Source organism: Acinetobacter sp. YH12097 (assembly GCF_013419225.1).
Classification (GTDB): domain Bacteria; phylum Pseudomonadota; class Gammaproteobacteria; order Pseudomonadales; family Moraxellaceae; genus Acinetobacter; species Acinetobacter amyesii.
On record NZ_VPAN01000018.1, the window covers coordinates 12160 to 35163 of the forward strand.

The 23004-nt window shown below is 39.7% G+C and carries 22 protein-coding genes, 1 tRNA gene and 1 pseudogene; 17 read left to right on the plus strand and 7 right to left on the minus strand.

Features of this window, described 5'->3' with window-relative positions:
* Window positions 1–122 precede the first annotated feature (122 nt).
* The 3 genes from FTU37_RS09415 (at window position 123) to FTU37_RS09425 (ending at window position 1891) form a co-directional block, all read left to right on the plus strand.
* On the plus strand, window positions 123–506 hold the full coding sequence (locus tag FTU37_RS09415) for a hypothetical protein (RefSeq protein ID WP_111884494.1): 384 nt from the start codon (window positions 123–125) through the stop codon (window positions 504–506).
* Between the two features lie 134 nt (window positions 507–640).
* Window positions 641–979, plus strand: a complete 339-nt coding sequence (locus FTU37_RS09420) for a GlpM family protein (protein ID WP_111884495.1) — start codon at window positions 641–643, stop codon at window positions 977–979.
* Between the two features lie 189 nt (window positions 980–1168).
* Window positions 1169–1891 (plus strand): hypothetical protein, encoded by a 723-nt coding sequence (locus FTU37_RS09425; RefSeq protein WP_168378957.1) that lies wholly within the window; start codon window positions 1169–1171, stop codon window positions 1889–1891.
* A 107-nt stretch (window positions 1892–1998) separates the two neighbouring features.
* Here FTU37_RS09425 and tenA read toward each other — a convergent pair whose 3' ends face one another.
* On the minus strand, window positions 1999–2664 hold the full coding sequence (gene tenA, locus FTU37_RS09430) for a thiaminase II (protein WP_180124243.1): 666 nt from the start codon (window positions 2662–2664) through the stop codon (window positions 1999–2001).
* 207 nt (window positions 2665–2871) lie between these two features.
* On the opposite strand from tenA, the gene FTU37_RS09435 reads away from it, so the two are divergent.
* The 3 genes from FTU37_RS09435 (at window position 2872) to ssb (ending at window position 6116) form a co-directional block, all read left to right on the plus strand.
* A complete protein-coding gene (locus FTU37_RS09435) occupies window positions 2872–3957 on the plus strand; it encodes a DUF475 domain-containing protein (protein WP_168378958.1) in 1086 nt (361 codons plus the stop codon).
* Between the two features lie 155 nt (window positions 3958–4112).
* Window positions 4113–5477, plus strand: coding sequence for an MFS transporter (locus FTU37_RS09440; RefSeq protein WP_180124244.1), 1365 nt, complete (start codon window positions 4113–4115; stop codon window positions 5475–5477).
* A gap of 51 nt (window positions 5478–5528) precedes the next feature.
* A complete protein-coding gene (ssb, locus tag FTU37_RS09445; RefSeq protein ID WP_078193176.1) occupies window positions 5529–6116 on the plus strand; it encodes a single-stranded DNA-binding protein in 588 nt (195 codons plus the stop codon).
* 134 nt (window positions 6117–6250) lie between these two features.
* On the opposite strand, the gene FTU37_RS09450 is transcribed toward ssb, so the two are convergent.
* Window positions 6251–6715 (minus strand): hotdog fold domain-containing protein, encoded by a 465-nt coding sequence (locus FTU37_RS09450; RefSeq protein ID WP_168378960.1) that lies wholly within the window; start codon window positions 6713–6715, stop codon window positions 6251–6253.
* A 132-nt stretch (window positions 6716–6847) separates the two neighbouring features.
* Between FTU37_RS09450 and FTU37_RS09455 the strand changes: the two genes are divergently transcribed.
* The gene (locus FTU37_RS09455; RefSeq protein ID WP_168378961.1) at window positions 6848–7486 is read left to right on the plus strand and encodes a TetR/AcrR family transcriptional regulator; all 639 of its coding nucleotides are present in this window, start codon (window positions 6848–6850) and stop codon (window positions 7484–7486) included.
* Between the two features lie 162 nt (window positions 7487–7648).
* The gene (gene ahpC, locus FTU37_RS09460) at window positions 7649–8212 is read left to right on the plus strand and encodes an alkyl hydroperoxide reductase subunit C (protein ID WP_078190520.1); all 564 of its coding nucleotides are present in this window, start codon (window positions 7649–7651) and stop codon (window positions 8210–8212) included.
* A gap of 68 nt (window positions 8213–8280) precedes the next feature.
* On the opposite strand, the gene FTU37_RS09465 is transcribed toward ahpC, so the two are convergent.
* Together FTU37_RS09465 and ycaC are read right to left on the minus strand one after the other, a co-directional pair.
* Window positions 8281–9204 carry a LysR substrate-binding domain-containing protein gene (locus tag FTU37_RS09465; RefSeq protein WP_168378962.1) on the minus strand — a complete coding sequence of 308 codons (924 nt, stop codon included), beginning with the start codon at window positions 9202–9204 and terminating at the stop codon, window positions 8281–8283.
* A 106-nt stretch (window positions 9205–9310) separates the two neighbouring features.
* A complete protein-coding gene (gene ycaC / locus FTU37_RS09470; RefSeq protein WP_168379025.1) occupies window positions 9311–9943 on the minus strand; it encodes an isochorismate family cysteine hydrolase YcaC in 633 nt (210 codons plus the stop codon).
* Window positions 9944–10265: 322 nt separating this feature from the next.
* Between ycaC and FTU37_RS09475 the strand changes: the two genes are divergently transcribed.
* From FTU37_RS09475 to FTU37_RS09485, 3 genes are all read left to right on the plus strand, one after another.
* The gene (locus FTU37_RS09475) at window positions 10266–11144 is read left to right on the plus strand and encodes a pirin family protein (RefSeq protein ID WP_168378963.1); all 879 of its coding nucleotides are present in this window, start codon (window positions 10266–10268) and stop codon (window positions 11142–11144) included.
* A 430-nt stretch (window positions 11145–11574) separates the two neighbouring features.
* On the plus strand, window positions 11575–12873 hold the full coding sequence (locus FTU37_RS09480; protein ID WP_143221600.1) for an FAD-dependent oxidoreductase: 1299 nt from the start codon (window positions 11575–11577) through the stop codon (window positions 12871–12873).
* Between the two features lies 1 nt (window position 12874).
* Window positions 12875–13702 (plus strand): cyclopropane-fatty-acyl-phospholipid synthase family protein, encoded by an 828-nt coding sequence (locus tag FTU37_RS09485; RefSeq protein ID WP_168378964.1) that lies wholly within the window; start codon window positions 12875–12877, stop codon window positions 13700–13702.
* A gap of 51 nt (window positions 13703–13753) precedes the next feature.
* Here FTU37_RS09485 and FTU37_RS09490 read toward each other — a convergent pair.
* Together FTU37_RS09490 and FTU37_RS09495 are read right to left on the minus strand one after the other, a co-directional pair.
* A tRNA-Thr gene (locus FTU37_RS09490) sits at window positions 13754–13829 on the minus strand.
* A 190-nt stretch (window positions 13830–14019) separates the two neighbouring features.
* Entirely contained in the window at window positions 14020–14247 is a 228-nt protein-coding gene (locus FTU37_RS09495) for a hypothetical protein (protein WP_168378965.1), read from the minus strand.
* A 672-nt stretch (window positions 14248–14919) separates the two neighbouring features.
* Here FTU37_RS09495 and FTU37_RS09500 point away from each other — a divergent pair.
* The 3 genes and pseudogenes from FTU37_RS09500 to FTU37_RS09510 all read left to right on the plus strand — a co-directional run.
* Window positions 14920–15367: pseudogene (locus FTU37_RS09500) on the plus strand (tyrosine-type recombinase/integrase); the annotation flags it as partial.
* Between the two features lie 254 nt (window positions 15368–15621).
* Window positions 15622–18072 (plus strand): hypothetical protein, encoded by a 2451-nt coding sequence (locus FTU37_RS09505; RefSeq protein WP_180124245.1) that lies wholly within the window; start codon window positions 15622–15624, stop codon window positions 18070–18072.
* A 459-nt stretch (window positions 18073–18531) separates the two neighbouring features.
* Entirely contained in the window at window positions 18532–19401 is an 870-nt protein-coding gene (locus FTU37_RS09510) for an inovirus-type Gp2 protein (RefSeq protein WP_110974211.1), read from the plus strand.
* Between the two features lie 55 nt (window positions 19402–19456).
* On the opposite strand, the gene FTU37_RS09515 is transcribed toward FTU37_RS09510, so the two are convergent.
* Window positions 19457–20203: a hypothetical protein gene (locus tag FTU37_RS09515; RefSeq protein ID WP_110974210.1), complete on the minus strand. Its 747-nt coding sequence runs from the start codon at window positions 20201–20203 to the stop codon at window positions 19457–19459.
* Between the two features lie 204 nt (window positions 20204–20407).
* Here FTU37_RS09515 and FTU37_RS09520 point away from each other — a divergent pair, with 204 nt between their 5' ends.
* The 3 genes from FTU37_RS09520 (at window position 20408) to FTU37_RS09530 (ending at window position 22973) form a co-directional block, all read left to right on the plus strand.
* A complete protein-coding gene (locus FTU37_RS09520) occupies window positions 20408–20686 on the plus strand; it encodes a hypothetical protein (protein WP_180124246.1) in 279 nt (92 codons plus the stop codon).
* Window positions 20687–20708: 22 nt separating this feature from the next.
* Window positions 20709–21740 carry a DUF932 domain-containing protein gene (locus FTU37_RS09525; protein ID WP_180124247.1) on the plus strand — a complete coding sequence of 344 codons (1032 nt, stop codon included), beginning with the start codon at window positions 20709–20711 and terminating at the stop codon, window positions 21738–21740.
* Window positions 21741–21914: 174 nt separating this feature from the next.
* Window positions 21915–22973 (plus strand): YqaJ viral recombinase family protein, encoded by a 1059-nt coding sequence (locus FTU37_RS09530; protein WP_180124248.1) that lies wholly within the window; start codon window positions 21915–21917, stop codon window positions 22971–22973.
* The last annotated feature ends 31 nt before the right edge of the window (window positions 22974–23004 follow it).

The window sequence follows — 23004 nt, forward strand, 5'->3', positions numbered from 1 at the left end:
TTCAAGTGTAATTTAAACCTAGATTTATGCGTGACTTTGTGAGAAAAATGGCCGAATCAAAATATAGCTGTCTGTGCCGATGCCCTAAAACATCCGCAAATCAGCAATCTAGGACTTTTAACATGAAATGGCAACTTCATCTCAATCCAACATTAGGTGTGATGGGTTTATTGATGTGTAGTGTGTTTTTGAGTGCATGTACCCCGAACCACACACCGAAAGCGCAAAAATATGACAGCTTAGAACAAGCAACTTTGGCGCTGAATACCGAAAGTGAAAAAATTGATCTATATATTGCGAAATTAGGTCAAGCCAAAACAGAAGCTGAAAAAAAGCATCTGGCTTGCGAAAAAATTCCTCAACAGTTTGATTTGGTTTTGGCAATTGTTGAAAACAATCAACATTTGATGAGTGCTGAAGATTTAAAAGTTCAAGCGCAGTTTAAGCAAATGGCTGAGCAACAAAAGGCGCGCTTTACATCTAGCCTGTGGTGTAAAGGTGCATAAATATAAAAGCGCTGTGACTGTTTTGAGTTCATCGTTTAAATCTCCTGTGTCATGCGCATAACAATCCATTGGAAAATCTCAGGACTATCGCAGAAAAGGCGTAAAATGCAGTTTTCTCGAAACTATAGAATGCCATGTTGTCCTTATTTCTCAAAAGCTTAATGGGTGCCTTTGTTGTGGTATTAATTGCTTTGCTGTCTAAAAGTAAGGCGTTTTATATTGCAGGTTTGGTTCCATTGTTTCCGACTTTTGCGTTGATTGCTCATGTAATTGTGGCAAATGATCAGGGTGCAGCCGCATTACAAAAAACTGCACTGTTTGGACTCTGGTCTCTCATCCCGTATTTCATTTATTTATTGATGGTGTACCTGCTCGCAACACGTGTAAGTTTAACGGCATGTTTGAGTGTAGCAACGTTGAGTTGGGTGCTTGCTGCGGCTGTTTTGATTTATGCATGGCAGAGTTTTCAGTAAGCATCAAAAGCCTATATCGATGCTGATTTAGATCAATTTTTTATGGGTTCTAGATCATTTATAAAACTATAGATTTGGCTAAAATTATGATGAATTTCCAATCGTTAAATGTGTGATTTTAAATGTAAGTATTTGAATAATTAATTATAATTCTGACAGAACAGCAAATAATCATGATAAGAGCAAATAATGTTAAAACAATTTTGGGTGATCATCAGCCTCATGTTTTCAAGCCAAATCCTGTGGGCTGAAGACAGTCAAATCCTCGCGTTTGAACAGTTTATTGACCCTGCAGCCGAGCAGCGTTATAGCGTGAGCGTGCCTGCGGTCGCACAAAATGAACAGCTATGGTCTGTGGTATATATGGTGCTACAAACCAACCAAGTTCCTGACAATACTGTTCTGGACTTTAAAGTCGTTCCCCAAGGCTTATTGTTGAAAAATAATCCTGCACAAAAAATACAAGAGTATGCTTTTGACGGCGTACAGTTGGCACAGAAAAAAGACTATGTTCTGTCCCAATTTTCCGATTTGAGTGAACAACTGAAAGATCAAACGGGCAAGAAAGTGCAGGATGCATCGCTCTTTGATACCAGTCGTGCCCATGTATATGCTCGCGTCGAAGATTGGGTGCCTGACTATAATGCACAAGCAACTCAACTGAATATTGAACTGGGTAAACTCAATGAAATGCAGGTGAAAGGGCTGTATTTCATTTTAGGCAAAGGTGAAAAGCCCAAAGATTTATTGGCCATTGCTCAACTTGATCCGATGATCAAATCACAATTTCATTCAGAAGAGATGCAGGAACGCAAAGCAGCACGCAGTGAGTTGCGTGAAGCTCGTTTTGCGATTTTTTGGGTGATTATCGCGATGGGGATTTTCCTCGGATGGTATCGTTTTAAACGCTAATGCCTGAAATGATCGTGCAAGGTCATTTGAACCGAATCCAACTGTATAAAAAAGGATCTAAAAGCAATTTTAGATCCTTAATTTTTTATACAGTTTAAATCAAAGGTTTATTCTACAGGCCATGTCCGCTGTTGATACGCGCTGTCCCAGAACATCCATTCTAATTTTGCGCCGTTCGTATAAGCCGCATGCATTTTTTCACGTGTATCTGCATCGCAGCGAGCCGCCACTCGATCAATAGTTTGAATCACGTTTTGCACAGCAGTATTGAAGTCTTCACCTGAGTAGGTGTCGATCCATGCTTGGTAAGGGTTATTCGGCACAGATTGGCTGACAATGGCTTTGCCGACTTCAGCATAGATCCAAAAGCAAGGCAGGAGTGAGGCAAGGACCACAGGGTAACTTTCTGACCATGCTGTCGCTGTTAGAAATGAAGTGTAATGATGGCAGGCAAGGGTCAGTGGAGTATTTCCAAACTGTTCTTTGCTAATGTTGAAACCTTGCATAAAGTCATTGTGCAGACTGCGTTCCACCACGATGGCAATTTTTGCCGCTTCAGAAAACTGAATCACATCGTCGGCATCAAATGCCTTGGCTGCACACACTGCAAGTGCACGACCATAGGCCAATAAATAATGGGCATCCTGAATGACATAGTGACAAAAGGCGTCGCGGCTTAAGCTGCCCTGAGCCAATTCCTGATTAAACGGTAGATGGAGTATCTGCTGATATAACGCGGTATTACGTTGCCAAACTTCTTCAGAAAAACGCATTGAACATTCCTGTCGTTAAAAATGAAAGACGGGTCTACACCATGATGCGATGTAATTGAGAGACTCCATCTTAGAGTGTTTATTCAAAATGTAACGAATAATTTTTGGTTTCAATCCTGAAAAGCGGCATAATTGCGCCATAAACTTAGCTTCAAACTGGGTATTCCCTCATTTTGAAATCTTATTGAATGAATAGGTCGATCTATCATGATGAAACATTTTGGTTTCTCAATCGTCTTTACAATCGTGTGTCTTGCCATTTCTGCATATTGGGGTCTGAATCATGGCCCAAATGCAGGTGTGCAAGCCATGCTGACAGCACTGACCATTACTGCAATTTTGGCAGTGATGGAAGTATCATTATCATTTGATAACGCTGTAGTGAATGCATCGGTACTCCGTGGTTGGGATCATTTCTGGAAAATGATTTTCTTAACTGTCGGGATCGTGATTGCTGTATTCGGTATGCGTTTGATTTTCCCAATCGTCATTGTTGCTGTAACGGCTGACATGGGCGCTATGGAAGTGGTGCAATTGGCATTGAATAATCCAATTGAATACTCTGCAAAATTGATGGCACATCATGCAGAAATTGCGGCCTTTGGTGGTGCTTTCTTATTGTTGGTATTCCTGAACTTCTTCTTAGATGAAGGGAAAGATACCCATTGGTTCCGTTGGCTAGAGCGCCGTTTGGCCAATCTTGCAAACGTTCCTGCGATGTCCGTGTTTATTGCCCTAATTGCGTTATTGGTAATGGCAGCAAACGTGGCCGAAGCCTCTCGTCTAGCGGTAGTGATGGCGGGTATCTGGGGGATCGTGGTGTATATCGGTGTCCAAGTACTGAGTCATTTATTGGGTGGTGAACCTGAAGTTGATGAAAACGGTAATGCGGTTGGACATGACGCAAATGGCGTACCGACGGGCGTGATCAAAGCAGGTTTTGGTGGTTTCCTTTACCTTGAAGTACTCGATGCCTCATTCAGTTTTGATGGTGTGATTGGTGCATTTGCGATTACCTCTGATGTTGTGATCATTATGCTCGGTCTTGCCATTGGTGCTATGTTCGTGCGTTCGATGACCATTTACCTGGTGGATAAAGGCACCTTAGATGCTTATATCTTCCTTGAACATGGTGCGCATTATGCGATTGGTGCTTTGGCCTTCATTATGTTGGCGAGTGGCACAGGTCTGCATGTCCCTGAAGTGGTAACAGGCCTGATTGGTGTGGCATTTATTGTTTGGGCGGTGATTGCCTCAATTCAATATAAAAAGCGCCAAGAAAGTCTAGGCTAATTTAAATTTGCCTGAAATCTCCCAAAAAGCGCAGCATTAGCTGCGCTTTTTATTTGTCCAATTATCAGGATATTTAAAATCAATAAAAATCCTGCTTCGTTTTAAGCTGAATGTCCTATAATCCCATTCCAAGATTAATGAATTTTTAACCAGCTATGATGAATGCTCTTGAACGACGCTCAACTTTTGCTTTGAGTAGTATTTTTGCCTTACGTATGCTGGGGCTGTTCATGATTATTCCTGTTTTCTCTGTGGCAGGTCAGCAATATGCAGGGGCTACACCGGCACTCATTGGTTTAGCGGTTGGTGTTTATGGTTTGACCCAAGCGATTTTACAGATCCCGTTTAGTTTGATTGCAGACCGTTATAGCCGGAAACCGTTGGTGGTGATCGGGCTGCTGTTGTTCGCTTTAGGCGGTGCAATTGCGGCGATGTCCGATAGTATCTATGGCGTAATTATCGGGCGTGCGATTGCTGGTGGTGGTGCTGTATCTGCGGTGGTGATGGCTTTGTTAGCCGATGTCACACGTGAAGAACAGCGTACTAAAGCCATGGCGATGATGGGGATGAGTATCGGTTTGTCCTTTGTGGTGGCATTTAGCCTTGGACCTTGGCTCACAGGTTTAGTCGGTATCTCGGGTTTATTTTGGGTGACCACCATCATGGGACTTGCCGCGATTGCAATGTTGCTGTTGGTGCCGAAAGTGACACGTCATCACCGAAATTTCCAACAAGGTTATCTGACGCAGTTGAAGCAAGTGCTGAAAATGCCTGATCTAAATCGTTTGCACGTTTCAGTCTTTGCATTGCATTTACTACTCACAGCGATGTTTATTTATGTGCCATCTCAGTTGATTGACTTTGCCAATATTCCATTACATTCACATGGTCTGGTGTATTTGCCGCTTTTGGTCGTGAGCCTGTTTTTTGCATTTCCAAGTATTATTTTGGCGGAAAAATATCGCAAAATGCGCGGCATTTTCTTGACCGCCATTGGTGGCATTATTTTAGGATTGGGCATCTTAATTTTTGGTTTCGAATCAAAATATATTTTGCTGACAGGCTTAGGTTTATTCTTTATTGCATTTAATGTGATGGAGGCATTATTACCGTCATGGTTATCGAAAGCGGCTCCAATTCAATCCAAAGCGACTGCCATGGGGGTGAACGCCAGCAGTCAGTTTCTAGGGGCATTTTTTGGTGGTATTATTGGCGGGCAACTTCTGTTGCTAAATGATACGGCAATGGGATGGGGCATCCTGACAGGGCTAGCCATTTTATGGTTTATCATTAGTTTTGGATTGGCTCAACCGCGTTATTTATCGTCTATGGTTTTCAGTTTGCCTGAAGATAAAGAAACGGATGAATGGACTTCTCAGCTTTTAGCAATTCGTGGTATTGAAGAAGTTGTGGTGATGTCTGACCAGCAAGTGGCTTATGTAAAAGTGGATAAGCAGCAGATGGATGAATCTGCGCGACAACATTTAACGCACTTGTTAGGGAAAGAGGTAGCCATTTAACCATAACTCTTATAAAGTAAATAATAGAAACAAATAGGAAGAATACGTCTGATGCGTGGTGTAAATAAGGTCATTTTAGTTGGTACTTTGGGTCGTGACCCTGAAACAAAAACTTTCCCAAATGGTGGTTCTCTCACTCAGTTCTCAATTGCAACGAGTGATTCATGGACAGATAAAAATACAGGTGAACGTAAAGAGCAAACAGAATGGCACCGTATTGTGTTACATAACCGCTTAGGTGAAATTGCACAGCAATATTTGCGCAAAGGTTCTAAAGTTTATATTGAAGGTTCATTACGTACTCGTCAGTGGACAGATCAAGGCGGTCAAGAGCGTTACACGACTGAAATTCGTGGTGAACAAATGCAAATGCTTGACAATAATCGCCAACAAGGCGAACAAGGTCAAGGCGGTGATTTTGGTCAGCCTCGTTTTAATAATCAACAAGGTGGTTATAACAATAACCAAAACCAAGGTGGCTACGGTAATAGCTCAAACCAAGGCGGTTATGGCAATAACCAACCGGCTCAAGGCAATAGCTATGGCAATAACAACCCAGGTGGTTTTGCGCCAAAACAACAGCCTGCACCGACACCGGCTCCTGCAGCAGCAGATTTAGATGACGACTTACCGTTTTGAGACACACTAGAGATATATTTTTGTAAAGTTTAAAACGGTAGATCATCATCAAAAAAAGCCCTCAATCTTGAGGGTTTTTTTTTCGTAGGTCTCATCTTGAAAGATCAGTTTCATTTTGCAATTGAGTCGACGACTTATTTTTTTTCAGAAACCCACATGGTAATTACGGCTTTAAAAACGGCTTCATTACGCGTGTTGTTCACCACGACATTCACCAAATAATCACTCCCTGCATTCCACGTAAAATTAGCATCGACAGGCGTGGCAATGGCCGTTAAATCTGTATCGGCTTTTTTCAAATATTCCACAGTCATGCCTTTGGGAATCCAACGATGGCTGCTCGGAACGGTCACATCGGTCATGGTTCCGCCAGCCAATTCAGCCATATTACACATGGCAATCGCGTGGACAGTGCCAATATGATTCAGCACGCTGCGCTGTTTTTTTATATGTAGTTCACAGTATTGGGGCTTTAATTCATCAAAAACAGGCGAAATACTGCTGAAATACGGTGCTTTCAAACACAGCAATTTTGAAAAAGTCCATTTCCCTGCGGGTTTGTTTTGGAAGGTCTTCCATAATTTTAATGCTTGGCTCATGCTTAATTATCCGTCATTATTTAGAATATAATTCTAATACAGAATATTGTTCTGTTAATGGCGTAAATGACGTCACAGCTATTAAAAAAAGCCAACATTGTTTTAAAATGCCCCGAGCAAAGGAAGGTATCGATGTCGTCAAATCAAGCATTATTGCAACGAATTTACAGTGGTCGCCGAGCGGAACTTAAACGGCAGATCTTAGGAGAAGCCCTTGCATGTTTTTTAGAGCAAGGGATTGAAACGACGACGATTGAACATGTGAGAGACCGTGCAGAGACCAGTGTTGGCGCGATTTACCATCATTTTAAAAATAAAGATGGTTTAGTGGCGGCATTGTATTTTGCGGCGTTGCAAGATCAATTTGTGAAAAGGGCAGATGCATTGACACAGGCCCAATCGCTGCAGGAAGGCATTCAAGCCATTTTGTGCTCGTATATCGACTGGGTCGAAGCGTATCCAGATTTTGCAGGATTCTTGTATGCGGCAGGGTTTAGTATGCGTAAGGAAACGCTACAAGCCGAGTTAAAAAAACATAATTTGCAACGCAATAGCGCACTACTGGATTGGTTGACCGCACAACCCGATTGGCATTTGATTGAGCATTTACCCAAAGAATTAATGATGTCATTGGTCTTAGGGGCAACGGAAAATTATTGTCGGGCATGGTTATCACATAAAGTCAAAACGCCACCATCACACTATAAACAACAGTTTACACAGGTTGCTTGGCAGACCCTCTTTATGGATATAAAGGCTTGCACCCATTGAACTTGATTGGTTTGCACGATGGAAAGGCAAAGATTGATTTAAATAACAAATCTAAAAATCCGATAGTTTTTATAAAAAAGTTCGGTTTTACCTATGGTTTGATATTTCGTATTCTAGCTTCAACAGATAAGCAATCCCTGAAATGAGTTAGAGGAATATCAAATGAGTTTAATTAATACTGAAGTAAAACCATTTAACGCTACCGCTTACCAAGACGGTCAATTTATTGAAGTTTCAGAAAAAGACTTCTACGGTAAATGGTCTGTGGTGTTTTTCTATCCTGCTGACTTTACTTTTGTATGTCCAACAGAATTAGGCGATCTTGCTGATCACTATGCTGAATTCAAAAAAATGGGCGTAGAAATTTATTCAGTATCTACTGATACACACTTCACGCATAAAGCTTGGCACGATTCTTCTGAAGAAATTAAGAAAATCGAATATCCAATGGTTGGCGATCCAACTTGGACACTTGCGAAAAACTTTGATGTTTTAATTGAAGCGGATGGTCTTGCTGACCGTGGTACTTTCGTAATTGACCCTGAAGGTAAAATCCAAATCGTTGAAATCAATGCAGGTGGTATTGGTCGTGATGCTTCTGAATTGATGCGTAAAGTAAAAGCTGCTCAATATGTACATGCACACCCAGGTGAAGTATGTCCTGCAAAATGGAAAGAAGGTGAAGCGACGCTTGCACCATCGATCGACCTAGTGGGTAAAATCTAATTTAGTGATCCAACCGTAGATTTAAAAAAGCCAGAACTCAGTTCTGGCTTTTTTTGTGGTCTAGAACATTAAACTAAATAGCCATCATGCTCCGGAGCATAGTCACGAATTCCAGCGACTAAATAGTCAATTAATCTTTCCATGACTAGGCGCTGACCTTTTCGCGAAGCATATACCAATTGTACCGTACCGACATTTGAGCACCATTCGGGGAAGAGGTGAATTAAACGACCTGCCTCAATATCTGCTTGTACCGTTAAATACGGTAAGTCTGCGATGCCTAAACCATCGAGTACCGCATAATAAGCACCGGCTAAGTCATTGCTTTTAATCCGAGGTTGTAAGGCAATTTCAATCTGCTCTTGCTGTCCCGTATGATGCAAATGCCATTGATAGCGGTTTTTCTGTGTACCCAAAACGATACTCGGAAATTCTGTCAATTCGAAAATATGCTTTAACTCGCGTCCTTGTAAAAGTTCAGGACTAATCACTAAGCAATGCACGGTTTTAATCACGTCACGTACAATAATGCTCGAGTCTTCATTTTTACTAAAATTGGTACGAATCGCTAAATCAATGTCGTCATGCAAGACATCTACACGGCGGCTAGACAGCTCAAGTTCGACCTGAACTTTGGGATGATCTTTTAAAAATTGATTTAACAAGGGGCGAATTTGATGTTCCATCATGACCGGTGGACAACTAATTTTAACCAAGCCTTCAAGTTCACTTTTTTGCTTCAGGAGCACCTGATGCGCACATTCAACTTGTTCGATTACTTTTATGCATTCTTCATACAATTCTTGGCCTAATGTCGTGACCTTAAAGTGTCGGGTAGAACGCTGAATAAGGGTGACATTATATTTGGCTTCAAGATCTAAAATGCGTCGGCTTAATTTTGATTTTGTAATATTCGATGCTTCACTTGCAGCGCTAAAACCGCCATGTTTCACCACCAAGTAAAAGTAGTAATAATCATCAAATGAATGCATGGATCACCTTATGCAGTGAAAATTATTTCAATTCAAATCATCATACGTCAATTTATACATCAGGTATAAAAAAAGCGGCTCGAAGCCGCTTTTTACTACTGAAGGATTATTTCTTTTCAGTATTTTGCGTATAGCTGTTGATTAGGTTGCGGTAGTCCGGTATATGGTTGCCGAAAAGCGCACCTAAACCTTCAATATCATTACGCCAGTCGCTGTGTAATTCACACGCGGTACCAAACCACGTCATAAGCTGCGCACCCGCTTGCGTCATACGTTGCCAAGCTGAGTCACGGGTTAAATGGTTGAATGTACCTGAAGCATCGGTCACCACAAAGACGTCAAAGTCTTCTTCTAAAGCAGACAAGGTTGGAAATGCAACACAAACCTCAGTCACTACACCGGCAATAATCAATTGCTTTTTGCCTGTTGCTTTGGCGGCTTTCACAAAGTCTTCATTATCCCAAGCATTAATTTGACCTGGGCGTGCAATATAAGGTGCGTCAGGGAACATTTCTTTGAGTTCTGGAACCAATGGACCGTTTGGACCTTGTTCAAAACTGGTGGCGAGAATCGTTGGAAGATTAAAATATTTTGCGGCTGCAGCCAGTGCGAGCACATTATTTTTAAATTTATCTGGATCAATGTCGCGAACCAATGAAAGTAGACCTGTTTGATGGTCAACTAAAAGTACCGCGGCATTATCTTTGTCTAAACGAACGTAAGGTTTGCCCCATTTTATTGTCCTCTTTCCTGTTTGCAAGTACGCAGGATCAGATGAAATCTGCGTGTTAACTAGATTTAGAAAAGTTGTAAAAATGAGACAATGAAATGGGTTTAAATGAGAAGCTCAATCATAAAATTGGGATAATTCATCGTTATATATGACTTAAAGCTTAGAATTTCTGAATTAATGCTTGGTTTTGAGTGAGGTGCAGATTGTATGTCTGAGTATTGTTCTAAATTTGAGATATAGAATGCTATCTGGATGATGGCCATCAAGTATTTCAAAGCTTAAAATAAGCGCTATGTTCATCCTATCGTATGAATATAGGAGCTAAGAAATGAAAAAAGTAATTGGTGTTTATCGTAATCAGCAAATGCACTGGGTGGGCGATGGTTTTCCAGTCAAAAGCTTATTTTCCTATGATCGTCTAGGTCAGGCGATTAGCCCATTTTTGCTTTTGGATTATGCGGCACCTTATCAGTTCGATCCCACCACTGCACGGCATGGTGTAGGTTCACATCCACATCGTGGTTTTGAAACGGTGACTATCGCCTACAGCGGTGAAGTGACTCATAAGGACTCAAGTGGTGGTGGCGGCACAATTCAAACAGGCGATGTGCAATGGATGACCGCAGGGTCGGGTCTGGTGCATGAAGAATTTCATTCGCCTGAATTTGCTCAAGCAGGTGGTCTTTTTGAGATGGTTCAATTGTGGGTGAATTTACCGGCAAAAGACAAAATGACTCAGCCTCGTTACCAAGCGATCACACGCCAAGATATTCCTCGCATAGACATGGATGAAGGTGCAGGGCATATTCGGGTGATTGCTGGTGAAATGGGTGGTCACCTTGGGCCTGCACAAACCTTTAGTCCAGTGAATGTCTTGGATGGTGAATTGAAAGCTCAATATGAAACCACCTTACATGTACCTGAAGGGCATAACACCATTTTGGTGGTCTTGAAGGGTGAGGTTGTGGTGAATGAAAGCCATAAAGTTCAAGACAGTTCGATGGTCATGTTTGCCAAAGATGATATCGCCATTCAGCTACAAGCGTTGCAGGACACACAATTTCTGTTACTTAGCGGTGAGCCACTAAATGAGCCGATTCAAGGTTATGGCCCATTTGTGATGAATAGCAAAGCTGAAATTATTCAAGCCTTTGATGATTTCAATAACGGAAAATTTGGTGAAATTGCTCTAGCGCATGAGGCTTAAGTGAAATTCATGCCGTTGAAATAGCCGAAAAAAAAGCCTCTGAACAGTCAGAGGCTTTTTTATTGAGCGCTGTAGTATTTATAGTTGTCATGATTTAAATATCATTTTACTTTTTATAAATTGTGATGAATTTATCACTTTCTTATGTGGCGCATCTTAGCGAGACTTGGCTTTAAAGTAAACCGAAAGTTATAAAAATGGTTAATTTAATTGTTTGGTTTTATAGGGTAATTAAAATTTTAAAGAAAAATATGTTTAAAAAACAAAGCTTAAATTGTGTGCTTTTTGACTGTAAATATTTGTAAATTTAACTTAAAAACGGCTGTACTGAAATCCATACAAAAAGTGCGAATCTGGTATTTTTTAATAGCTATTTTTAACTTCTGATCAGTCATACTTTTAAACTGTGTTTTATAGATGGAAAAGAAAATTGGAAATTGCAGTCATCGGTAGTGGCATGGCTGGGCTGGCTACCGCAAGAATTCTTAAAGACGCAGGGCATAACATTACAATTTTCGAAGCTCTGCCTGGTCGTGGTATGGATAGCCACAGCACTGAGTTTGAAGGCGGCTTGATCGATGCCCCTTTGCGTGTGATGAATCCACACCTCTGGAAAAATACCTTAAGTTTGGCGACCCATTTAGGGATTAAAACCTTCCCCGTCCGTACCTATATGGCATGCAGTTGGCTATTTGAAGATCGTACAGAAACGTGGTTGACCACCAGTCGTAGCCGTATTGGTAATTTCCCAATTATTAATAACCGTAAAGGCTTACAACAATATGGCTGGCGTTTAGTCAAAGGAATGTTGCAACTCAAAGCCGCGATCACTCGATTTTTTAAATCAAAAAATCAGGACATCACGCTTGCCGAGTTCATTAATAAAAATGAAATTGAAGAAGTATTTTGGCATGGTGCGGTCATGCCAGTGTTGTATACCATTTGCACCTGTAACCCGAAAACGATTGGCGAATGGCCTGCTAAACCGCTGTTGATTTTCTTGCGTCAATTGACCAATGGCGATGCCTTGCTGCGTATCCAAGGTGGTACACCTGCGTTGGTTGATAAACTGATTGAAGGTTTAAATATTCAAAGTGGTACGGCAATTACCAAAGTGCACGAGCAAGACGATAAAGTCTTGGTGGAAACTGAGGCCGGAGCACATCATCTATTCGATCGTGTGGTAGTCGCGACACCAACCACCAAAACGGAAGAATTTTTAGATTCAACCCAGTTTGCTGACGATATTGAGCTTTTAAAGAAATTTAAATTTGAGCAAGGTCAATTGGTGATTCACACCGATCAAACAGTGATGCCGCCGAAGCGCAAAGATTGGTCTGTACTAAGTTATATGATGGATCGTAAATTTACCCGTCAGCAATTTACCGTGTGGCTCAACTCCATTGAGCCGAGCTTGGTGGGTAAAACCCCTGTGTTCCAAACCTGGCAGCCAGTGACACCGATTGATCCTAAAAAAGTGATCTCTTCGGTCAGTTTGACACGTGCAGTGGTGGATTCACATACCGTGGCGCTGAATAAAGAGTTACAGCAACGACATTTATCCCCTGAACGTAAAGTCTTCTTCTGTGGTTCATGGTCTTGTGACGGTCTGCCGATTTTAGAGTCTGCGGTAACGTCTGCTATGCATATTGCAGAAATTTTTGGTGCACCATTGCCGTTTGTAGGTTTAAAACCTAAAGTGGAGGTTGCCCCTCAACTCGGTTACTAACATGAAATGGCTTCAAGCAATTCGTCAGTACGTCCCTAGCCATAAATATGCGATTAACAGTCGACTACTCGGAGATGATGCGGAGCTTGCTTGGAGCAATTTGGGCTATTGGGATGATGCAAAATCATCCTATCCTGCAGCCTGTCAAAAACTCGCTTTACATCTTGCCGAATCCATTCAATTAAAATCTACAGATCGTGTTTTAGACCTTGGTTGTGGGCAGGGCGCAAGCTTGGTTTTTTGGATGGAACATTTTCAAATTCAAAACTTATCCGCAGTCGAATTGCAAACCGAATGTGTGGAAAAAATCCAAAAAAATTTAAATTCAAAAATCAAAATACAACAAGATTCATTTTTGAATTTAAAAAATATTTATCCACAAAACTGTATGGATGCCGTACTGTGTATTGATGCTGCTTATCATAGTGATTTGAATTCATTGCTTTTATCAGTTGTTAATGTTTTGAATTCAAAAGGACGCTTTGCTTTTCACTATTTGATGTTGTCTGATACGTTTTTGAATTTAAATTCATTACAGCGACTGCAATATCAAAGTCTGTTGAAAGCAGCAGATGTGAATTTGAAAAATTTAAATTCAAAGCAAAATTTACAACACCAAGTGCAACAGGCAGGTTTCGAAAATATCCAGATTGAAGATATCAGCGAATTCGTATTTCAGGGTTTTGCCGATTATATTCAAGAACAAAAAAGTCAGATGAGCCTGAGTCATGTGGATCAATTCAAAATCAAGATGACGGCAAAATTGTGCGAAAAGTTGTATCGAGACGGGCTGATTCGTTATGTGCAGATTAGCGCGAGGAAGCCATAAAAGAGCGGCTCTAAAAACATCAAAGCCTCACTAAAAAGCGAGGCTAAGAAATGGTGCCGGCACACGGATTCGAACTGTGGACCTACTGATTACAAGTCAGTTGCTCTACCAACTGAGCTATGCCGGCGTTGTGGAATGCATTCTACAGATTTTTTGAAGTGGTGCAAGTTAAAAAAACAGCAAATCGAATGTAATTTATACGTTTGATTTATTCAGCATTCGACCGATGTTTGGCTCTAAAAACCAGAGAAATAAAATTAGGCAATGTTTCGCCCACAAGATGTGGGCGAAAAAGTAGGATAGATGAACGTTGGGTGCTATTTCATTCTTAAAATTTGGTCTAGATCCCGTGCGCATTCTTCAAGTGTATATGCCATCTCCAGTTGCATTTGGGGGCGGAGTTCATTGGCGAGCTTTCGCCATTCGTCAATCAGACGCTGTGCTTTTTGAATTTTATGTTTATTGATGTCTTTGGCAAGGGTTGGGGTATAGCCACCACGTTTGGCGTTCTTGATCTGCTTAACATAATTCTGGCTGTTATTCATGTTCTCTCCCGAATAGCAGTGATATATGAAAGGTGTTTTTTAAGTTTTTCGTTGATCAAGTTAAAAGTACCGCAATCGCGTTTCAGTTCTATGATGTTTAAATTAATGAATAATTTTTTGAATAGTACCTATATTGAGAGGATGATTTATTTTTAGCATAGGCTTAAGTAATTGTCTTTAGAATATAAAATTTGTATTTGTAAATAAACGTGTCTTTCTTGCTGCCAATAAAAAATCCATAAGTCATGCATTAGGAAAAAAACGTGTGATTTAAATCCATCAATCAGGACTTAAATACTGTGAAGTTATTGAGTTAAAAGGCTAAAAGATGAATTAGGGGGATATTTAATATTGAGGATATTACAATTAAAAAAGGCCTAAATTTTATTAATTTAGACCTTCATTCTGCTTGGCATTGCAGTTTATTCTGGCGAAAGAGGGAGTCATCTTTTTATATTAAGCATATGATAATTAATTGAAATAAAAAATTATATTTTTATTTTACCCCCAATTTTACCCCCAGTTAGATCGAGGTGGTGGTGTTCTTTTAAGTCCATGGAACCATAGAACAATTATAAGGTTATTTTCACATACATTTTTCAAAATGACATGTTAATAGTAGTCCACTAAATGATTCTCAGATGTACTGTGTCGTTATACTGATAGGTGTTTAGTGAGTTACTACAAACACACTGGGAAAAAATGATCTGGAAGGACGTAAGTGGGATATTCGCTGAAGAATGGATGAAGAACCGTCTTCCGTATCGTGTACCGTTGACGGACATGATGATTACTGAGTTAAAGGCTTTGAGACTTACTCATAATCAGGAACTGCTATTTCCACATCGTTTAAACAATAGAGAACCGATGCGTAGCGAGTCTATTTTGGCTGTGATCAAACGTTCGGGCTATGTCGGTCGGATGATCACACATGGTTTTAGATCTCTATTCAGTACAGTCGTAAACGAATCAAATTTATTTAATCCCGATGCCATTGAAAGGCAGCTTGCTCATGTGCCTCAAAATAGAATTCGCTCGGCATATAACCGAGCGCAATATTGGGATGAGCGGGGGAGATTGATGGAGTGGTATGAGGGGAGTGAAAGATTGGCTGAATTAAATGACTAGAAAAATCACAAAAACCACGCTAAAAAGCGTGGTTTTTTTTCATCGTTATAGCTGAAACCTGAGTACGTAAAATGTCCTAATAGTTCTTAAATAGGGGGGTAAAATTTTATAATCTAGGGTTTAAAAGTATGTAAATAGGGTATAACAGTTTTTATTTTAATTAGATGGGGGAAGGGAAGCTTGAAAAATAAGGGTTATAAGTGTTAATTTTTAACTATTATCTAAAAATACTAGAATATTTTAGTCATGAATGAATCAAATTTTCAATTTTTTAAGGAGCTTCCTGAAATTGGGCAATTAGAAAAACTGAGCGATAAAGAAATTTTTGGATTTTTGAAACGTTACTATACGGATAGCTATCGGCGTTCAATTACTCAAAATAGGAAAATTCATAAAGGCATATTTCGGGAATCTATCGAAACTTTAGAAAGACTGTATGAGCGTTTGGAGTTAGTTGAAGAATTCATTGGTTATGACAAAGTAGATTGGGAGGATGCTTGCTTTTCAGAAACCGAGACGAAAAAAAAGCAGATAGTTGAGTTTTATAATGGTTTAGTAGTAGACGTTGAACTTATGAAGCTAGCAACTCGATATTACAAGTTGCCAGAAAAAATTCATGCCTTCATTAATTTTTTAGATAAAGAAAGATTGTGTATCTTCAGAAGTGAAATTCAATCTAAAAAGTGGAAGATTGAAGACTTTCCGCATGAGGATGCCTTTGAAGCGATTGATCAATATAAGCAGTATTTAAGAGAGCAAAAAAACTACAAATTTAATTTCGATCAAGATAAAGGCGATGAAATTGCGCGTGAAATTTTGGATGTACTACATGGCGCTAAGAAAATTAGACAAGCGCTTGTGTTGGTAAAATTTCATGTACAAGATTTCTCTGATAAGGAGATTAAAAATCTAACTCAAACTAGTCAAGTAGATCATAGATTAGCTACAACTTCGGTCGAAAGAAAAACATACTTGTTAGTAGATGAGTTAAATGATCTTGAGCTAGGAACCCATTTACCTTGGTTATCTATCCTTAAAAAAGGTGAGATAGAGCTGAATGGTGAAGTTCGATTAATGTTTGGATTTATTCTAGACAGTTCAACACATCAAATAGACACCAACCAAATCAAGGAGTCATTACATCGTGAGTTAGATAAATTTTTTTATGGTAGTAAGATTGCTGCTTTTGTTCGGTCGGAAATTATTGCTATTGATCAAATTCTCGATCACTTAGGTGTAAAAGAAATAAAAGAATTCAAACTCCCTAATCGAAAAAAATTAGCTCTCATGTTGAAGTGGTTTGTGGGATTGTTTTATGGAATGGGAAAGATTATTAGTCCTGATAATCACACTGCCGAGAGTCAATTAGTTGATACGCCTATACGTCTAATTACAAGAAAAGCTGATGGTCGTTTAAAAGATCGAAATGATAAGAGAAAGTCAAAAAGACAAGAAAAAGATGATCTAGAGAAAAAACTATATGATTTTAATTCAATCTGGGATGATGCCAGTTTAGTTAAACGTGCTCCAGAATATGCGAAGTCTATCCACAAATTTTACGAGATGCTGAAATATTTTGATGAGTTAGATGCACAGAAAATAAAACTATTGCAAAGGGTTAATTTGTTCCTGGCTTATTTGGAGCATACATATATTGACAGTTTATCAACTTCTCTATCGATCAACCAAAATCCCTCTAAATGGCCCTGTGCAGCTAGGATGTATTTAGCCTTATTAGATAACGGAATTGATATTAATTTTTCTGAATGGGCATCTAATTGGACTCTCTACAATACTTTTTCGCTTCCGGTAAGTTTAAATAATTCATCATTAACGTATGACTTACATGATATAAATCTGGCGGAAGTAACAAATCTAATAGCGCCAGAGCTAAAGGTAATCAAACAGCGCCATATCTCAATTCCCCGAAGCAGATTAGCTTATATGGAAATGCTAGTGCAAAAAAACACGAGATCAGCGCAGTGTTATTTAGAGACAAGTTTCAAAGAGAACACGATTTTATTACGCTTTAAAATTGATAATAGCCAGAGTCGATTAGATATCAATACCTTGAAGACAATTGTTACTCAATTTTTTAAGAAAGCGAAACGTGCACCCAAGAGTATAGGGGCATATTTAGACGCTTATATCGGATATTTTGTCTTTAAACATGGCAGCTATTCTATTGACTGTACAGCTATTTGTTACCTTCGTTCGGACGTTGTTCCTGATGAGGTAAATTTAAAATTTAAGGATTATTGGGGGAAATTTACTAAGAGGTATACTGCTAAGCAAAAAGATACCCCAGAACTCCCGGACTTGAGAGTAATTCCTAGTTTGTGGTTTAAGGAAGGCGGATCTCAGTATTTTGTTGTAAATAAAAGAGACAAGCTTATTCCACAGCTGATAAATGATCTTGTGTATTTCTATACTGCGTATGAATATTTCAATAAATATAAAAGTACAAGCCATCGCAATCAAAAAAGACCAGAGCTATTTTTGAGGGGTAGAATTAAAGAAGCTATACCTAAAAAAACGGATGAAAAGAATACTCCACAAGATGAAGTGAGTGCGCCTGAAAATGAAAAAAGCGTAAATGCAATCAATGAAAATTCATCTCAAGAGGGGGCGGATAAGCAGGCTGATTTTTATGAGAGAAGAGCAGAAAGATTAGCACGGTTAATACTACCTCTATAGTAATTTAATCTGATAAATTCCTGATATCACGCCTGCTTTTAGGCAAAAAAGTCATCGTTTCACAGTCTGATGAGAAAACCTGTATACGAACTAGGAATATCTCTGCGAAATACTATTCAGGTAAATTTCTGCGTTTGTCTTCCTAAATACTCACCGCATAACTTTTTTTATCCAAAGATATCAGTAGTGGATTAATAATTAATAGATTTAGTAAATTTGATCATTGAAGCCTACTCAATTAGGTGAGTATCACAATGAGAACTTGCAAACTATAGCTAACGGTTTGCAGGTTATTAATATTATTAAATATATTTAATATACCCATATAACCTAACTAGATATATAAGCTAAACACTAGAGTACTCATAGGGTTGAATACCTAAGTAGATTCTATCTAAGAATTATATTCATACAGTTTAACCCTCTCATATGGAGCTATTTCCAGATTGAGTATTAAACATGAGTAAATCAATTAATGAATCTAAACTGACAATGCAATTAGAAGTAACAACTCAATTGTGGATTAGAGCAGAGAATGAACCACAAGATTTCTATGAGGAGATGGCAGAACTGTTAATTGATTTTAACCAAATTTATAACCGTGATTATGAGTACTTTGGTTATATCAATGCATGGTGTGATCTATTGAGTCGTTTTGTACGATCTAAAATGAATGTGGATAGAGTACTTAAAAATATTCAGCGCAAATCATTTTTATGTTATCAGGAATATTTTAAGTCATATACATCCAAACATTTAGAAGCACTTAAACGGCACAAAGAGAATGAGACTCGTAACAGGATTTCATTTAGGAAAAGAGCACTTAACGCTGTACAAAAGTATTCCAAAACGGAAGTGATACGTGTAAATCTTGGATATATCAAAATGTATCATCACTTAGTGAATATACAATCTGTGTACGATGATGTTGCTCAATTTAGAAAAGCGATTAGTACACGTAAAAAGCCATTTCATGACTTAATCATTTATTCATTGGCTATAGAGCAAGGTGCTGATAAGGGTTATCACATTCATGTTGCTTTGTTCTTTAATGGTCACAAGAGACAAAGTGGTTGGGGAATAGCTAAGGATGTTGGTGAGGTTTGGAAAAGTATCACTGGTGAGAAGGGGTGCTTCCATAATGGTCATGATCCTGAGACATTGCAGAGCTATGAAGAAAGGGGGACGTTAGGTATTGGACGCATACATCGTGATAACGAAACTGAAGTGTCAAATATGTTGGATACCGTAGATTATTTAACGCGCCCAAATAAAGAAGCTCAGCACTTACGTGTGAAGATCAGTTCAAAGATGCGTACATTTCAATAAAGGGAAGTTTAAAAGAAAAGGCTCAAATCATATTGTTTGGGCCTTTTAAAGCAGGTTAAGGTTTGAAAGTCCATACACCTTGATCTGTATTAATTTCAACTTCTAAAATATCTCTAGGGTTGCAATACAGTGTAAAGGTTCTTGCACCAGAAAAACTAAGTGGTAAATTTAAGACCTGATTTGGCTCTATTTTATTAACTCTACAATTACCTCTGTTTACTTTCACACCTGTAATTGTCACAGCATCAACAGTAGCTTGGACTTTTAAATTAGACATGTGATCCCAGCTTTCATTCGGGAGGAAGTTGATTTTGATAGGTGATTCGGTCGGAATTTGCTGTGTTTGAAATTGAGGTAATTGTTCAAGATTAGTAGTTAATTCGCCTATACAGCTATTTGAGAGTGTGACACCTGGTTCTATAGCATCAGGAGACAAAGTAACTTCTTCACTTTCACAATTAAAGCTATGACCTGTACTTAAGTTTGAAAGAGTTACATCCCAATTAAAAATTTCAGTATTGTTGTCTTTAATAGAATCAACATGTTTTAAATTCTTAATTTCAATAGTATAGGGATTTGGTGTTCCATACATTTCTTGAACTTGTTGATTAATCCAATCTTGTAGTGCAATGGGCCCCTTAGATTCAATATCAGCTTTCATATCGTTGAGGCGGCTATCCTGATCTGTCGCAGCAACATCTTCTACATTGGGTTTTTCGGACTCAATCCCCTTATTGCTTTTACTACATGCTGTAGTGAGTAGAAGACTACTTATTAATAATAATGTTAAGTTTAACTTCATGGTGCTCTCAGTTTTTATTGGTTAAGTATATTGATTTTTAAGATAAAAATTTCTTATATAATATTAATTCAAATTTGTTAAAGCAATATAATTTCAGCGAATTGAAAAGTATTTTAGATATACATCATCTAGATGAAAACGAGTTTTTTTAACTTTGCAAGGCTTACCAATCGTGAGCCTTTGTCATTTCTAGAGGTATATATTATGAATTTAAATTGTCCTTATTGTTTTTCGGATCAGGTTATTCAGGTTGTCAATCAGCAGGTGAGTGGATCTGATTCTACAGGTCTAGCAGCATCAGCTTCGTTCGCAACCATCGGTGCATCCATTTCAAAGAGTTTGCCATTGCCTGTATCCCCATTCATTGGTGGTATTGCAGGTGCAGTCATTGGTGGTTTATTTAGCAGCGTGTTTGATGAGCCGAAAAAGCCGATCACCCTGACGTATTACCATTGCGACCACTGTCAGCAGAATTTTCGTTGAATCAGTATAGGAGATAAGAACGATGGCACATCAAATCGAACAAATCGCCTATGTTGGCGAAACCCCTTGGCATGGTCTCGGTAATCAGCTAAGTCCGAATCAACCACTGGAAGTATGGGCACAGCAAGCTGGGATGGACTGGCGGATTGAATCCTCGAACGTCAGCTATATGGCACAGAATGAGCGTGCTCAGAGCATTATCATGCCATTTGAAGAGCAGCGTGTCTTGTATCGTTCAGATACACATGCGCCTTTATCTGTGGTCAGTCAGCGTTATCAGGAAGTTCAGCCTAAAGAGATTCTGGAGTTTTATCGGGATCTGACTGAACAATCAGGCTTTGAGCTAGAAACTGCGGGGGTGCTGAAAGGTGGGAAGAAGTTCTGGGCTTTGGCACGTACCGGACAAAGTACCGCGTTAAAGTCCAAGGATGTCAGTAATGGTTATATCCTGCTGGCTACTGCGTGTGATGGCACCTTGGCAACGACAGCACAGTTCACAAGTATCCGAGTAGTCTGTAACAACACTTTAGCTATTGCGTTACGTGGGCAGAGCAGTAGTGCTGGTGTGGTGAAGGTTCCACATAGTACCAAGTTTGATGCAGAGAAAGTGAAGCAGCAATTGGGTATTTCAGTTCGTGCCTGGGATGAGCACATGTATGAAATGAAACAACTCACACAGCGTAAGGTGAGTCAGCAGGAAGCCAAAGCTTATTTTGATGCCGTGTTCAATAACAGCACCATGTCAATTTCTGATCCTGAAGAAAACATCATTCAGTTCTATCGCAATGTCGCGCAGCAAGCTCAGGAGAAAAAGCCTGAACCGAATGGTCGTGCCATGAATAAAGCTTTGGAGATGTTTAATGGTCAAGGTCGCGGTGCTGACCTGTTATCAGCCAAAGACACGGCTTATGGCTTACTGTGTTCGATCACGGAATTTGTGGATCATGAACGACGTGCCATGAGTACAGATCACCGTCTTGACTCAGCTTGGTTCGGTGCAGGTGCGGGTGTGAAACAAAGAGGATTGGAGCAAGCGCTTGCTTTGATCGCCTGAAATTAACTAACTCACTTATGTTGAAATCAAGTCATCCCAAACAAATGCTCATCAGAGCACTCATGTAACCCCTTTCAATTAATAAGCATGCATATCGCCATACCCGACCTTGTGTCGGGTATGGCTTTTTTATGCATTTCTTTTACAGAGATCAGAATTTATAAGGATAATTCCATGAATCAAATTGTACATATTTCCCATCAGCCTACGACTGTAGGATCAAAGATTGTAGTCAATCCAACTATCACGACCAAACGCTCAACAGCAGCCAAGCGATTGGTTAATACCAAAGGGATGGAATATCAGGACTGGCTCGAAGTGCGTAAACAAGGTATTGGTAGCAGTGATGCCGCGACAGCCTGTGGCCTCAATCCTTATATGTCGATGCTGGAACTCTGGCTGATCAAAACAGGTCGTCAGACTCAATCAATTGAAGATGAAAGCTCAGGTGTAGCACCGCTATATTGGGGTAAGCAGCTGGAACCTTTGGTGGCAGAGTTCTATAGCATGCACACCCATAATAAGGTGCGACGGATCAATGCGGTACTTCAGCATCCTGATCCCGATAAACACTTTATGCTAGCCAATCTCGATTACAGCGTAGTCGGCAGCGATGAAGTCCAAATTTTGGAATGCAAAACAGCAGGTGAGCATGGAGCAAAATTGTGGCGTGATGGTGTGCCTTTATACGTGCTTTGTCAGGTGCAACATCAACTGGCCGTGACTGGTAAACAGGCAGCGCATGTTTGTGTCTTGATCTGTGGGCATGAAACCAAGATCTTCAAAGTGACACGGTCTGAATCGGTGATTGAGCATATTGTTAAAGCAGAACGTTATTTCTGGGAGTGTGTAGAAAACGATACTCCGCCATCAGTCGATGCTAGTGAATCCGCAGCTAAAGCGATTCAACAACTCTATCCAGCGCATGTACCCCTGACTGTAGAGGATCTCTCGCAAAATGAAAATGCCAATTTGATGTTCGACCAGCTCATCAAAATGAAAGAAGAGATTCAGCATAAGCAGGAACGCTTTGACCAGCTTAAACATGAAATCCAGATGATGATGCAAGACAAGGAAAGGGCAGTCTTTGCTCATGGCTCAGTAGTCTGGAAGAAAGCCAAGGATTCTATCAGCCTCAATACCAAAGCATTGCTTCAGCACCAGCCTGAACTCATCGAGCTTTATCCACTTGAAAAGCAGGGCAGTCGTCGATTCAACATCTATAACGACTAAGCCCGATCTACAGCACCAAATCAAAAATTCA